Below are 13,940 nucleotides of genomic sequence, written 5' to 3' on the forward strand. Positions count from 1 at the left end.
ACGGAACGAGATCAGGTCTACAACAAATGAAGGAGACTATTGATGAAAAAGCTGATTTTTTGCCTGGTGATGGCGATGGCCGCTTCAATCGCCCAGGCGCAAAGCGATAAGGTAAATAAGATTATTGTTGGGTTTCCGCCAGGGCAGGCGACAGACCAGGTTGCACGCCTGCTTGCGCAGGAACTGTCACGTGAACTACAGGAAAACTTCATTGTGGAAAATCGACCAGGCCAAGGCGGCAGCGTGGCCCTGGCGGCGCTCAAGCGCAGCGAGCCGGACGGCCGCACCATGGTACTGGCAGCGCTGGCTTCTCTGGTGGTCAATCCTCATCTTTATAAAAATGTGGGCTACGCGACGCTTAGTGATTTCGAGCCCGTAGCGTTGGTGGCGGATCTCCCTATGCTGTTGGTCGTCAATCCCAAGGTGCCTGCGCATTCTTATCAGGAACTGATTAACTATGTCAAAGATCGCCCGGGTAAATTGAACTATGCGTCGTCGGGTAATGGAACGCTGTCGCATTTGGGAATGGAAGAGCTCAAGCAGCGTACGGGGATGAAAATAGCGCATATACCCTATTCGGGCAGTGCTCGCTCGATGGCAGATGTTGTTGGCGGCGGGGTCCAGGCAGCCATCGATACCGTGGCCGTCACCCAGACACAGATACGTGCTGGCAACTTACGGCTTCTGGCGACGACTTATTCTGAAAGATTGCCGGCCTTCCCGGATGTTCCGACCATTGCCGAGTTGGGAGTAAGTGACTTCAGGCTCAGCGCGTGGCTTGGCCTGATGATGCCTAAGGGAGTGCCGCCAGATCGCGTGGCCAGGCTGAACAAGGCGGCAATGAAGGTAATCCAGTCGGAAGCGGTGCGTACCAAGTACGCCGCGTTAGGCGCCGTGCCGCGCACGATGCCAACGCCGCAGTTTCGTCGGTTCATGGCCGCTGAGTACGAACGCTGGGGAAATGGCGTGCGCCAGGCAGCTTTGACGGTTGACTAATATATTTAGCAGCATGGGCACAAGGTTAAAACTGCGCGCGCGGCGGCGGTGGATGGTACAAAATTAAATCGTAATATCACAGGAGCGAAAATGTTTAACGCATTGGTAATAGAGAAGGACGAAAAGGGGTATCGCGCTGTTCACACCAGATTGGACACGGCACAACTGCCCGAAGGGGACGTCCTGATCGACGTTCAGCATTCCACGTTAAATTACAAGGACGCCCTGGCCATTACCGGTAAGGGACCGGTTGTTCGCCAATTTCCTATGATTCCGGGTATAGACCTGTCTGGCACAGTACGGGAAAGCAGGCATCCCGATTTCAAAGCAGGCGATGCCGTCATCATGAATGGATGGGGCGTGGGCGAGACACATTGGGGTGGGATGGCACAGAAGGCGAAAGTGCAAGGCGAGTGGCTGATACGGCGGCCGGAAGCCATTACATCCGAGCAGGCGATGGCTATCGGCACAGCCGGCTACACCGCCATGCTTTGTGTGATGGCGCTGCAAAAACATGGCCTTGAGGCCGGCGACGGCGACATCTTGGTTACGGGTGCAGCGGGCGGCGTCGGTAGTGTGGCGGTGGCGTTGCTGAGCACAATGGGCTATCGTGTCGTGGCATCTACCGGCCGGCCCGAAGAGGCAGATTACCTTCAGCGTCTGGGCGCAGTGGACATTATCGACCGCAATACACTGAGCGCGCCCGGCAAACCGCTGGCCAAGGAGCGCTGGGCGGGCGCTGTCGATAGTGTGGGTAGCCATACGCTGGTCAATGTATGTGCGGGAACGCGATATGGCGGCATTGTCGCCGCTTGCGGCTTGGCGCAAGGAATGGATTTTCCGGCTACGGTAGCGCCGTTCATTTTACGTGGCATTACCCTGGCGGGCATTGACAGTGTGTATTGTCCTCGCCAACATCGCCAGGCTGCCTGGGATTCGATTGCTCGCAATCTCGATCCAGTCAAACTGGCGGTGATCGGCCAGAAAATCGTATCGCTGGAGCAGACACTTGCATTGGCCAGTGAATTGCTCGCTGGAAAAGTGCGCGGCCGGGTGGTGGTGGATGTAAATCGCTGAATTGCCTTGCGTCGCACGGAGTACTACCCATGCGACGTGCCAAGTTTTTGCTTTGTTAACACCCGGTCTTTTTTCTTGCCTGACTTGAATCGTTCAGGTACCCAATTGCAATCATCAAGATTTTTGCACGGTGATCGATATCTGCTGTTGTTCTGTCATGTTGGTATCGGGAATACTCACGACAACCAATGCCTGTGCGGGCTTGCCTATTGATCTGGACCTATGTGGGATTGATGCATTGAAATAAAGAGAATCTCCAGTTTCGAGCCTGACTACACGATCTTCAAATATTACGTCCATAACACCAGCTACGAGGAAGATAAATTCTTCACCTGCATGGCTCGCAAGATCTGTTTTTTCGTTGACTGATATTGGTGGCGTCATTATGAAAGGCGCCATGGCCTTTTGTGTGCGGCTGGCAGCGATGGCTTCGTAAACATACCCTTCACGCTCTTTTGAGCGGGTAAATGGGATGCGCTCGCCCGCTTTCACTAAAACGATATCGTCATCCTGTGCCTCCTGCCCAATCAACTGCTCGGCACTTCGACCCAAAGCTTGCGCCAGCTTGAGCAAAGTGGCAATTGTGGGTGAAGACAGGCCGCGCTCCAGTTTTGAAAGATAGCTTTTGGTAATTCCTGCCCGTGTTGCTACCTGCTCCAGGCTAAGCCCATTGAGCTTGCGAAAAACGGAGAGTCGCTCGGCTAAAAAATTTTGGTCGGGCGATTTTTTTTTGCTAATTCGTGTTCTTGTGGCTTGTGAGTCAGGTGACATTTTTGTTCGCACTGCATTCTCTTCATCTAGGTTGTCCGTTTATTGTAAAACAATTATCGTGTCCTAAATATCATAATGGTTGCATATATGACACTCGAGTGTCATAATTGCTGCGAGTGTCCGATGTAGCGCGAGTACCCAATACAAAAATATATTAGGAGAATAACCATGATGAAAATAGGCAAGGCCGGGATTGGCGTTCTGGCTCGTTCTGTCGCAGTATATGTTTTTGGCATTTCTGCGGCATTTGCTGCATACCCGTCCGGGCCCATCACGCTGATTGTCCCTTTTGGCGCGGGCGGGATCACAGATTTAGTGGCAAGGGCCACTGCCAAGGTACTTTCAGATCAACTTAAACAACCAATCATTGTTGATAACAGGCCCGGAGCAGGAGGCAATATCGCCGCAGGACGACTTAAACATGCCAAGCCAGATGGCTACACCCTCATGTTCACTACGCTGGGCGTTGTTGCCGTCAATCCGCATATCACTGCTGATATAACTTTTGATAGTCTTAAAGACTTTACTTATATTTCTTCCGTTGCCTCAACGCCGCACGTGATAGCCGTCAATCCGGAGATGAAGGCAAACTCCTTGAAGGAACTGATCGCTCTGGCAAACGATAAGCCAGAAAGCATCAGCTTTGGCAGCGCTGGTATTGGAAGCTCTCCATTTCAGGGGATGATCATTATGCAGGAACACACTGGATCCAGGTTCTTGCATGTGCCGTTCAAAAGTGGGGCCGAGTCGGTAACGAGTGTGGTTGGCAAGCAGGTAGACATGACCATGGAGGCAACTCCCGTCGTTATGCCATTTGTTAAAACCGGGAAATTGCGCGCAATTGCCCTGGCGAACACCACGCGAATCAGCAGCGCTCCTGATCTTCCCTCTACTGCAGAGTTGGGATACCCTGATATTCTCTCTGGATCAATATCTGGATTAATCGGTCCGGCGGGCTTGCCAAAACCGATAGCCGACAAATTGAATGAGGCGACACGGCAAGCCTTGAAAGACCCGGATTACGTCCACTTGTTGTCCGACCAAGGGACTACAACAGCCAGTTCGACGTCTGAGGCATTTCGCAGTGCTGTCGTTGCCGAATATGATAAATGGAAGAAAATCATGGCTAAACCGTTAGCCTCAACCAAACAATGATCACAATCTTTAACTGTAACAGGAGATAATGATGGCAGCAGACACTATGCAACTTGGCAAATCTGACATTGTCAATTCAGCCCTCAAAAGCATGGAGGCCAATTTAAATTCCCAAAAAATGTCGACTCGCGAGGCGGTTGCCCAGACCTGTCGGACATTATTTGCGTTTGGTCATGATTCGGGGTTGTCCGGCCAGATAACTGCCCGGGCAGAACAACCAGGTACCTACTGGACTCAGCGACTGGGTCTGGGTTTCGACGAAATAACGTCGGAAAATTTGTTGTTGATCGATGAGGATCTGAATGTATTACAGGGTGAGGGGATGGCCAATCCTGCTAATCGCTTTCATTCTTGGTTGTATCGTGCACGACCTGATGTTCAGTGTATTGTGCATTCCCATGCGCCTCATGTCTCGGCCCTCTCCATGCTTGAAGTACCTCTTGAAATAGCGCATATGGATACATGCGTGCTATATGGCCAATGTGCTTTCCTGAAAAAATGGCCAGGAATACCAGTGGGCAATGAAGAAGGAGAGATTATCTCTGGCGCGCTAAAAGAGAAAAAAGCTATTCTCCTGGCGCATCACGGATTACTGGTGACAGGAGCCAGCGTTGAGGAGGCGTGTGTTCTTGGTGTGATGTTCGAGCGGGCGGCCCGTCTCCAGCTCTTGGCCATGGCGGCCGGAACGATACAGCCCATATCTCCAGAGTTAGGCCATGAAGCACAGCAATGGATCAATACGCCACGTCGCACGCAAGCCACTTTTGCTTACTACGCACGCCGTGCTGAAAAAATGCTGCACCCGTTTTAACGCGATATGCTCTGCCAGGCCACTCATATTGTCGTTCAGAGCTTTACGAAGCGTCTCTGAATGACAATATACGGATCAACATGTATATCACGATTGTAAAACAGTAGCATACTGATGCTTCAGACGGAGCATCAGCTCACATGTACCTCACTGGGCTGGAAGATAAGTAAAAGCATGCATTTTTTAAGAGGATGTAGTTAATTATCAAAAAATATGACGCTTAAGGGTATCCGGCGATCACTTATCGCTAAGAGAATGACTTGTTGCCAAATTAATTGCGGGTCAGCATGTTTACTAAAAGATTGACAAATACAAGCTGATCAAGCATCATTTGTTCATGAATTTATGCGCCCCTTTCTCTTTGATTATTATCACCATTAACCAAATGGTGGGATAGCGCATTTTCATTTTCAAAGCAACCCGCCAAGAGGCGGGTTTTTTATTTCCTGTCTCTGGCCGTCTCGACCCATACAGGAGCGTTTCACATGTCTTCACACCAGCTTAAAAGACTCATTGCCTCGGCAGATCATGCCATTACTGAGGAAAATTTCGACGCATTAATGGATTTCTATACCGATGATGCCACGCTTGTGGTCAAACCTGGTATGAACGTACAGGGCAAGGCAAACATTCGCAAGGCATTTGAAGCTATCGCAGATTACTTTAATCACAGTATCAAAGTCACCCAGGGCGAAATGGTGGTTATAGAGGGTGGAGATACCGCATTGGTCATCATGGAGACCAAATTGGATACGATTGATAAGACGGGTATGGCAACCGCAATTTCAAGACGGGCTACTTATGTATTTCGTAAAGATGGTCAGGGCGGCTGGTTGTGCGTAATTGACAATTCATACGGAACAGATCTTCTCGGGGAGAGATAAATGACAACGCTTCATTTGTTCTGTGGGAAGATCGCTTCCGGAAAGTCTACGTTGGCCTCCAATATTGCCCGAGATCATAATGCAGTGCTCATTAGCGAGGACCATTGGTTAAGTCGCCTGTATGTGGGCGAAATAAAAGACGTTTCCGATTATGTTAAACGTAGCGCGCAGTTGCAAAGTGCGATGGGGTTACATGTAGAGCATCTTCTGCTGGCTGGCGTTTCCGTGGCCCTGGATTTCCCTGCAAATACGATTCCCAATCGTATGTGGATGCGCCATATTTTTGAGCGAGCAGGCGTATATCATCAACTACATTATCTGGATATGCCGGACGAAATATGCAAGTCACGGTTATGCCAACGCAACGCTGAAGGTATGCACGAATTCGCAGTCAGCGACGCTGATTTCGAACTGATGACTCGCCATTTTGTCACGCCAAAGGTTGAGGAAAGATTTAATCTCGTTAAACATGGCGCCGTGCACTTGGACCACGGCAGGTAAGTGCCATAAAAACCTGTGCAAGCCAAGCTCGGATCAGGGCCGTAGAAAAAATCACACGGCAAGAAAAAAGCCGTTTAAAGAACTTGGCTCTTTAAACGGCTAAATATTGATTTTTAATTACCTATTTGTACTCGCAATAGTAAGCCTCCCTTTACTCCACCGTCACGCTCTTGGCCAGGTTCCTTGGCTTGTCCACGTCGGTTCCACGGGCTACCGCCGTGTGATACGACAGCAGTTGCAGCGGGATGGTATGCAGAATCGGAGACAGTTTACCGTAGTGCTCTGGCATGTGAATCAGGTGCATGCCTTCGCTGGGCTTGATTTTTGAATCACTATCGGCAAACACATACAGCTCGCCACCGCGCGCGCTCACTTCTTGTATATTGGATTTGAGTTTTTCCAGCAGCTCGTCGTTCGGTGCGATGGTGACCACCGGCATTTGTTCTGTCACCAATGCCAGCGGGCCGTGTTTCAGTTCGCCTGCAGGATAAGCCTCAGCGTGGATGTAGCTGATTTCCTTGAGCTTGAGCGCGCCTTCCATGGCAATTGGGTAATGCATGCCACGTCCCAGGAACAGGGCGTTTTCCTTATTGGCAAAACGGTCGGCCCAGGCGATGATCTGTGGCTCCAGCGCAAGCACGGCGCCAATCGCGGTAGGCAGGTGACGCAGCTGTTTGATGTACTGGTTCTCTTGTACATCGTTCAGCCGGCCTTTGACCTTGGCGATGGTCAGCGCTAGCAGGAACAGGCCAACCAGCTGGGTGGTAAAGGCTTTGGTCGAGGCGACACCAATTTCCACACCGGCGTGGGTAATGAAATTGAGCTTGCATTCGCGTACCATGGCGCTGGTCTGCACGTTGCAGATGGTCAGCGTGTTTTCCATGCCCAGTGTGCGTGCGTGCTTGAGCGCGGCCAGTGTATCGGCCGTTTCGCCAGACTGGGAAATGGTAATGACCAGCGACTTGGGGTTGGGGACGCTATCACGATAGCGATATTCGCTGGCGATCTCCACGTTCACTGCGATTTTGGCAATGGACTCGATCCAGTACTTGGCGGTCAGGCCAGCGTAATAGCTGGTACCGCAAGCCAGGATAAGAATGTTGTCTATTTCCTTGAAAACCTTTGCAGCATCATCGCCGAACAGTTCAGGTTCGATGGATTCGATACCGTCAATGGTATCGCCCACGGCGCGAGGCTGTTCGAAGATTTCCTTTTGCATATAGTGGCGATAGGGACCCAATTCGGCGGCGGCGGTATGCGCGTGCACGATATTGACTTTGCGCTCCACGGCTTTGCCGTTGATGTCTACAATCCAGATTTTCTGCAACTGCAGGTCAACGACGTCGCCATCTTCCAGATAGACGATTTTGTCAGTGGTGCCGGCCAGCGCCAATGCGTCAGAAGCCAGGAAATTCTCGTTATCCCCGCGACCAACAATCAACGGCGAGCCGTGACGTGCGCCAACCACGCGATGGGGTTCATCGTGACAGAATACGGCAATGGCGTAGGCGCCGGTCAGGCGGCGTACAGTTTGCTGTACTGTTTCAAACAGGTCGCCGTTATACAGATGGTCAATCAGGTGGGCAATAACTTCAGTGTCGGTCTGGCTTTCGAAAACGTAGCCGTGGCCCTTGAGTTCGTCACGCAGTTCGTCGTGATTTTCAATAATGCCGTTGTGAACCAGTGCGATACGGGGTTTGCCATTGGCAGGGCCGGAAAAATGCGGGTGAGCATTACGCGTGGCAGGCACGCCGTGGGTGGCCCAGCGGGTATGTGCAATGCCGGTAAAGCCGGCGATATTATCTTCCTTGATCTGGGTTTCGAGTTCCGCTACGCGTTGTGTGCTGCGGGTGCGGCGTAGTTCGCCGTCCATATGCACCGCAACACCACAAGAATCGTAACCGCGATATTCGAGCCGTTTAAGGCCTTCGACAAGAATTGGTGTGATGTCACGTTGCGCCACAGCGCCGACAATTCCGCACATGCGTTTACTCCATTTATTCTGAATAGGAAAAACGTATTGTGCGCCTCAAGTGAAGAAATTAATGTTCTAATTTGATATTCATATGAAATATTAATTCATTTACGAATGAAAACGACGTTATATTTCATTTATATTAAAATATGAAATTATATTTCATTACAAAGCTGTAATAAGACGCAAATTTGTGGCTGCCTGCTCACAGTGAGCCAAATGAAGGGCAGCTCGAAAGTGCGCTTTCAAGGACAAAAATGGAACTTGATGAACTGGATAAACGTATTTTGCAGCAACTGCAAAAGGATAGCAGCCTGACCAACCAGGCGTTGTCCGAGCGGGTGCACGCTTCGGCGCCTACTTGCCTGCGACGCGTACGCCAATTGCATGAGCATGGCATTATCCAGAAAACCGTGGCAATCGTAGATCCGGCCCTGGTGGCCACCACGCTGACGGCGATTGTTGAAATTACGCTGGATGTGCAGACGGCAGAAGCCTATAGCGATTTTGAAGAGCGCGTGGCCCACGAGCAAAGCATTCTTCAGGCCTACCGGGTATCCAGCGGTCCCGATTTCGTATTGATTGTGCAGGTTCGCGATATGCCAGCCTATCATGCGCTGGTACACCGCTTTTTTACCGCGCAGAAAAATGTGCGGAATGTGCGCAGTTTTTTCTCGGTCCATCGAAGCAAGTTCGAAACGCAGGTTGCCATTGATTGAGGTGTGAAGCGCAGCGCAAGCGTCACGAGGCAATGGATGGGTAATGCATCAATGAAGCATCATCGAATGCAATTGAAGCGGAATCCGATGCCATGACGGTGGTGACCAATGGCACTGTTGCCACTTGAGTGATGCAGGCTGTGTCGGCTATAAGCGCCGGGTGGCGTTAAAGAGAGCAGGCTGGTGATGAAGCCGGGGCCATGATGTGACGGCGATCATGGCGAGCGATGAATGATCGCTTTATTACTCTATAGATGTTTTTCAACACCTAACGAGGCGCTGCATTCACCTCGATGCACGATCTGTGGGGTGCTATCGTCCCTGGCCGATTAATTTCTCGAACTGCGCCAGATAGCGTGCGCTCATGCGGCCTATATCATGGTGATCCTGCACGTATTGCCATGCCTTGTCGGCGCGTGCGCTGGCCTCTATGGGATGCGTCAGCGCCTGTTGCATAGCGGCGGCCATGTGTTCATCATTGCCGGTCTCGCACAGGTAACCGCGTTCCTCGTCCAGCAGTTCTGCCAGCCCGCCGGCATTGGTCGATACCACGGGTATGCGCAAAGCGAACGCATCCAGTACGCTGCTGCCCAGCGCTTCTTCACGACTGGCCATGACAAAAATATCGAACAGGCTGTATAAGTCTTCGATATTCTGGCGAAAGCCCGCCAGGTAATAAACCTGTTGCAGGCCGTGCTCCCGGATCAGCGCCCGGGCTTGTTCTGAGCAATCGCCCTCGGCGCCAAAGTGCAGGAAAATAAAGTCCTGACGCAGCGCGTGCAGGCGGGCGATGGCCCGAATCAGAGTGAGTGGATCCTTGACGGAAACCATCGCGGCGCTGGTGGCCAGCACCTTTTTGTTGCCAATCGCAAATTCGTCACGGACCTGCTGCGCATGCGCTGTGTTGATCTGCCTGGGCTCGATCGCACTGGAAATCAGGATGGGATCGATTCCCAGCCGGCGGGGTTCGGCCGCAGCCATCTGGCTGATGGCCACAAACAGATCCGCCTTGCGCCACTTGCTTAAGGTGCGCCATTGTCGTTGCGGGTTGACGGGCAGGGAGGTGCGGCGGGTGAATACCAAGCGGGCCTTGCCAAAAAAACGGCGGGTGATGGCGGCCCAGGTAAGCGATCCTGCGGTTTGTGCATGGACAATGTCGAAGTCGCGGGCATGTCGCAGTAGATACAGTGCCTGTTCAAATGGTCGCTGGCGTGTCACAACCGTAAAGTTTTCCTGTTGTGCAGCCTGTGCCAGTGGCTGGCCGTCACGGGCCAGCAGGCTCACCTGGTGGCCGGCATCCCGGAATGCCCGCATGCAGTAGAGCGTCTGGCGTTCACCGCCGCGCCAGCCTTTTTCGAAATTGATCTGCAGGATCTTCATGATGTTTGTGATGGTATCGAGTCAGCCGGGCGGCCTGGCCTGCCGGGTGCGTGACCACAGGCAGGCATACTTGTTAAATACTGATTGCGCAGCCATGACCGACAGCAGAAAGCCGGCCCTGCCATCCAGTATACCCAGGCGCAGGAAATAGGTTCTGAAAAAACGCGCGACGGCATGCAAGGTGGCGGTTGCCAGCGATCCCTTCTTGCCGGCGGCTTCCCGCTGTTCTGCCCAGGCAATGGCATAGCCTGCTGATTTGCGCAGATGCTCATCGACCGTGGCGTAGGTAAAGTGCAGCAGATCGCCTTGCAGTGTTTCCAGTTTCGCCCCGGGTGGCAGGACAAGCGATTCATGTACCAGGGCCTTGTCGTATTGCGTGAGGGCCCTGGGATGCAGTCGTTCCACATGTCCGGGATACCAGCCGCAATGACGAATGAATTGGCCGAACGCCCAGCTCAGTCTTGCTACTTGGTATATGGTGTTGTCGGGAGGATTTTGCAACACCGCTTCAATGCTGGCGCGCAGTTCTGGTGTGACGCGTTCGTCGGCATCCAGCCACAGGATCCAGTCGGCGGTCACATGCGTTTGCGCGCGCTGCCGTTGCGGGCCAAAGCCCGGCCAGTCGGTGCTGCTGTAGAAAGCCTGCGTGTAACGGCGGGCGATCTGTTCGGTGGCATCGGTGCTGCCCGAGTCCAGGATCACGATTTCATCGACCCAGCCTGCGACCGAATCCAGGCATGCGGCCAGGTTTTGCGCTTCGTTCTTGACGATCAGCGCAACGGCCAGTGTGACGCGTCGGGTGGGATGGGCTGCTTCAGCAGGCATCGGTGTCGAGACCTTTTATATAGCGGAACAGATTGATGATAACGGCGATTATAACCAGTGCGTTGGCAAAGCCCATGACATACATGGGGCCGCGTACCGGATCGACATGAAAACTGATGGCCACGCAGGCTGCGCCAATACCCTGGCCGAACAGGCGGGTGGTTGCCTGTACGCCACCGGTGGCGCCGCTGCGCTTCAAGGGGGTGGACAGCAGCATGGCGCGGTTATTGGGTGTTTGAAAAAAGCCAAAACCCATGCCGGCCACAAACATGGGAGCGACGTAATACCACAGGGAAATATCGGCAGGCAGCGCCATCAGGGCAATGATGCCGATGGCCATCAGGGCGGCGCCAATGCCAGCCAGCAGTGAGGCCTTGAAATATCGGCATAGCTTTGCCGATAGCGACGCGATAACAACACTGCCGACCGGCCAGACCCCGAACAGCAGGCCGACCTTTTGCAGCGGCATGCCCAGATTGTGTTGATAATAAAAAGGCAGCGCCAGCATGGATATCATCTGCGCAGTAAAGGTGAGCGCAGAAACGATGACGGCGTACTTGAATATCGGAAAGCGAAACAGGTCAACCGGCACCAATGGCGTTGCCTGCGGCAGTGAACGTCGTATTAGCACATAGCCGCTGATGGCAGCCAGGCCCAGCATGAACAGGCCTCGGCCGGGATTGCGGCCGATGGCATCCAGGCCGATCAGCAACAGCGCGAAGGTAAAAATATTCAGTACGGCGCTCAGGTAATCGAAGCGACCTTTGCTGCGCGAGGCCGCTTCCGGCAAATAGCCGGCGGCATACATGGCAAACAGGCAGATAGGCACGGTAAAGCCGAAGATCCACTGCCATGAGGCGACTGACAAAATGGCAGCACCGACCGACGGGCCAACGACGGACATGACGCCGACCGTCATGGCGTTGATGCTGATGCCTGCGGCCAGCTTGTGAGCCGGATAAATGTGGCGCACCAGTCCGCCAAACAGGCACATCATGGACGCGGCCCCCAGCCCTTGCAGCATGCGGGCGGCCACCAGGCTATGCAGGTTGCCGGACAACGCGCACAGCAGGGAGGCAATGGTAAAAAGCGCAAGCCCCAGCCGAAACATGAGCTTGAAACCGACGCGCTCGGCTACTGCTGACAGTGGCAGCAGGGTAGCCATCACGGAAATCGTATAGGCGTTGACGATCCAGATCGAATCGGCCTCGCCCACATTCAGTTCCCTTGAAATCGTCGGCAGGGCGATGTTGGCGATATTGGCGTCCAGTACAGTGACGCCAATGCAGCACAGCAGTGCGCCCGCAGCCCACTGACGGGCCGGGGCCGGCAGGCCGGTAGAATTTCTGGGTGCTGCCGCCGGGGCTGGCGTGTCGGGATTGCGGGTGGGGGCTTGGTTCATGCCATCAATCTTGTTTCTTTGTCGGACGTGTCCAGTTCTCCACGGTTGTCTGGCGGGTGCGCGAGAGTGTGAGTTTGTCGGCCGGTGCATCTTTGGTTAGCGTGGTGCCCGCGCCCAGCGTTGCGCCTTTGCCGACGGTCACAGGAGCGACCAGTTGCGTGTCCGAACCAATGAACGCGCCATCTTCAATAATGGTTTTGAATTTGTTCACGCCATCGTAATTGCAGGTAATGGTGCCTGCGCCGATATTGACCTGTGCACCGATATCGGCATCGCCCAGGTAACTCAGGTGGTTGGCCTTGCTGCCCTGGCCCAGCGTGGTCTTTTTCAGTTCGACAAAATTGCCTACGTGAGACTCTGCCGCCAGCTCTGTGCCCGGGCGCAGTCGCGCATAGGGGCCGATCTTGACGTTCTCGGCAGCGTTGGCCTGTTCCAAATGGCTGAATGCCTCTACTTGGGTGCCAGCGCCCAGCGTCACATTGCGCAGAACGCAATGTGGGCCCACGCGTACACCATCGGCCAGGGTAACCTTGCCTTCAAACACGCAGCCGACATCAATAAACACATCGCGTCCGCAGTCGAGCGTGCCGCGCAGGTCAAAGCGGGCCGGATCAGCCAGCGTGACGCCCTGGACCAGCAGGCGCTGTGCCTGTTCGGCCTGCCAGGCTCGTTCAAGTTGCGCCTGCTGTACGCGACTGTTGACGCCCAGCGTTTCCCAGTTTGCATCGGGCTGGGCGGCATTGACGGGTACGTTGTCCTGGACCGACAGTGCAATGGTATCGGTCAGATAATATTCGCCCTGCGCATTATTGTTGTTAATGCGGCTCAGCCAGTCTTTCAGCTTTGCGGTGGGAGCCGCCAGAATGCCTGTGTTGACTTCGCAGATTTTATGTTCCTGCTCGGTTGCATCCTTGTGTTCGACGATCCGCTGCACCTGGCCACTTTCGTTGCGAACGATGCGTCCGTACCCTGTCGGGTCCTGCAGTGTTTCGGTCAGTACGGCCATGCCATCGGCGCGCGCCTGCAACAGGCGCTTTAACGTGGCCGGCTGCACCAGGGGCACGTCGCCATACAGTACGATGGTGGTATCGGAGTCCTGTTCGCCACCAACCAGCAGCGGCAGGGCCTGCTGGACTGCGTGGCCGGTCCCGTACTGGGGTTGTTGCAGGGCGTATTCAATGTCGGTCTGGTCGGCAAAGGCTTTCTTGACTGCGTCGGCGCCATGTCCGACCACGACAATGATGCGATCGGGGGATAGTTGCCGGGCGCTGTCGATGACCTGCGCCAGCATGGGCTTGCCAGCCAGAGTATGCAATACTTTGGGCAGATCCGATTGCATGCGTTTACCCATACCTGCTGCGAGAATGACGATATTTAACATAGATAGACGTGTCGTAAAGTTTGAAATGAGTTAAGGGGGCGATAAAAAAATGGGGAAGTGATT

The 13,940-nt window shown here is 53.7% G+C and carries 13 protein-coding genes; 7 read left to right on the forward strand and 6 right to left on the reverse strand.

Annotated elements, in window-relative coordinates:
* The first annotated feature begins 42 nt into the window (after nucleotides 1-42).
* Nucleotides 43-996 carry a Bug family tripartite tricarboxylate transporter substrate binding protein gene (locus EV681_RS02885; protein ID WP_130303266.1) on the forward strand — a complete coding sequence of 318 codons (954 nt, stop codon included), beginning with the start codon at nucleotides 43-45 and terminating at the stop codon, nucleotides 994-996.
* 90 nt (nucleotides 997-1,086) lie between these two features.
* Complete coding sequence (gene acuI, locus EV681_RS02890; protein ID WP_130303267.1) at nucleotides 1,087-2,073, forward strand: acrylyl-CoA reductase (NADPH); 987 nt, start codon at nucleotides 1,087-1,089, stop codon at nucleotides 2,071-2,073.
* A gap of 114 nt (nucleotides 2,074-2,187) precedes the next feature.
* On the opposite strand, the gene EV681_RS02895 is transcribed toward acuI, so the two are convergent.
* Nucleotides 2,188-2,856 (reverse strand): helix-turn-helix domain-containing protein, encoded by a 669-nt coding sequence (locus tag EV681_RS02895; RefSeq protein ID WP_242612120.1) that lies wholly within the window; start codon nucleotides 2,854-2,856, stop codon nucleotides 2,188-2,190.
* 156 nt (nucleotides 2,857-3,012) lie between these two features.
* Between EV681_RS02895 and EV681_RS02900 the strand changes: the two genes are divergently transcribed.
* From EV681_RS02900 to EV681_RS02915, 4 genes are all read left to right on the forward strand, one after another.
* Nucleotides 3,013-3,999, forward strand: a complete 987-nt coding sequence (locus tag EV681_RS02900; RefSeq protein ID WP_242612121.1) for a Bug family tripartite tricarboxylate transporter substrate binding protein — start codon at nucleotides 3,013-3,015, stop codon at nucleotides 3,997-3,999.
* 31 nt (nucleotides 4,000-4,030) lie between these two features.
* Nucleotides 4,031-4,810, forward strand: a complete 780-nt coding sequence (locus tag EV681_RS02905; protein ID WP_128393849.1) for an aldolase — start codon at nucleotides 4,031-4,033, stop codon at nucleotides 4,808-4,810.
* 485 nt (nucleotides 4,811-5,295) lie between these two features.
* Complete coding sequence (locus tag EV681_RS02910; RefSeq protein WP_128393850.1) at nucleotides 5,296-5,694, forward strand: YybH family protein; 399 nt, start codon at nucleotides 5,296-5,298, stop codon at nucleotides 5,692-5,694.
* A complete protein-coding gene (locus tag EV681_RS02915; protein ID WP_128393851.1) occupies nucleotides 5,695-6,195 on the forward strand; it encodes a P-loop nucleotide/nucleoside kinase family protein in 501 nt (166 codons plus the stop codon).
* 151 nt (nucleotides 6,196-6,346) lie between these two features.
* Here the strand turns inward: EV681_RS02915 and glmS are convergent, their stop codons facing one another.
* Nucleotides 6,347-8,179 (reverse strand): glutamine--fructose-6-phosphate transaminase (isomerizing), encoded by a 1,833-nt coding sequence (gene glmS, locus EV681_RS02920; RefSeq protein ID WP_130303269.1) that lies wholly within the window; start codon nucleotides 8,177-8,179, stop codon nucleotides 6,347-6,349.
* Nucleotides 8,180-8,427: 248 nt separating this feature from the next.
* On the opposite strand from glmS, the gene EV681_RS02925 reads away from it, so the two are divergent.
* Entirely contained in the window at nucleotides 8,428-8,889 is a 462-nt protein-coding gene (locus EV681_RS02925) for an Lrp/AsnC family transcriptional regulator (RefSeq protein ID WP_128393853.1), read from the forward strand.
* Between the two features lie 312 nt (nucleotides 8,890-9,201).
* Here the strand turns inward: EV681_RS02925 and EV681_RS02930 are convergent, their stop codons facing one another.
* Genes EV681_RS02930 through glmU form a run of 4 tightly spaced genes read right to left on the reverse strand, consistent with a single transcriptional unit; the run spans nucleotide 9,202 to nucleotide 13,877 of the window.
* Nucleotides 9,202-10,269 carry a glycosyltransferase family 4 protein gene (locus EV681_RS02930; protein WP_130303270.1) on the reverse strand — a complete coding sequence of 356 codons (1,068 nt, stop codon included), beginning with the start codon at nucleotides 10,267-10,269 and terminating at the stop codon, nucleotides 9,202-9,204.
* A gap of 21 nt (nucleotides 10,270-10,290) precedes the next feature.
* A complete protein-coding gene (locus EV681_RS02935) occupies nucleotides 10,291-11,094 on the reverse strand; it encodes a glycosyltransferase family 2 protein (protein ID WP_130303271.1) in 804 nt (267 codons plus the stop codon).
* Nucleotides 11,084-12,496, reverse strand: a complete 1,413-nt coding sequence (locus EV681_RS02940) for an MFS transporter (protein WP_130303272.1) — start codon at nucleotides 12,494-12,496, stop codon at nucleotides 11,084-11,086. The genes EV681_RS02935 and EV681_RS02940 overlap by 11 nt, the downstream gene beginning before the upstream one ends.
* Before the next feature lie 4 nt (nucleotides 12,497-12,500).
* Nucleotides 12,501-13,877 carry a bifunctional UDP-N-acetylglucosamine diphosphorylase/glucosamine-1-phosphate N-acetyltransferase GlmU gene (gene glmU, locus EV681_RS02945; protein ID WP_130303273.1) on the reverse strand — a complete coding sequence of 459 codons (1,377 nt, stop codon included), beginning with the start codon at nucleotides 13,875-13,877 and terminating at the stop codon, nucleotides 12,501-12,503.
* Between the last annotated feature and the right edge of the window lie 63 nt (nucleotides 13,878-13,940).

The organism is Advenella incenata, assembly GCF_004217095.1.
Lineage (GTDB): Bacteria > Pseudomonadota > Gammaproteobacteria > Burkholderiales > Burkholderiaceae_B > Advenella > Advenella incenata.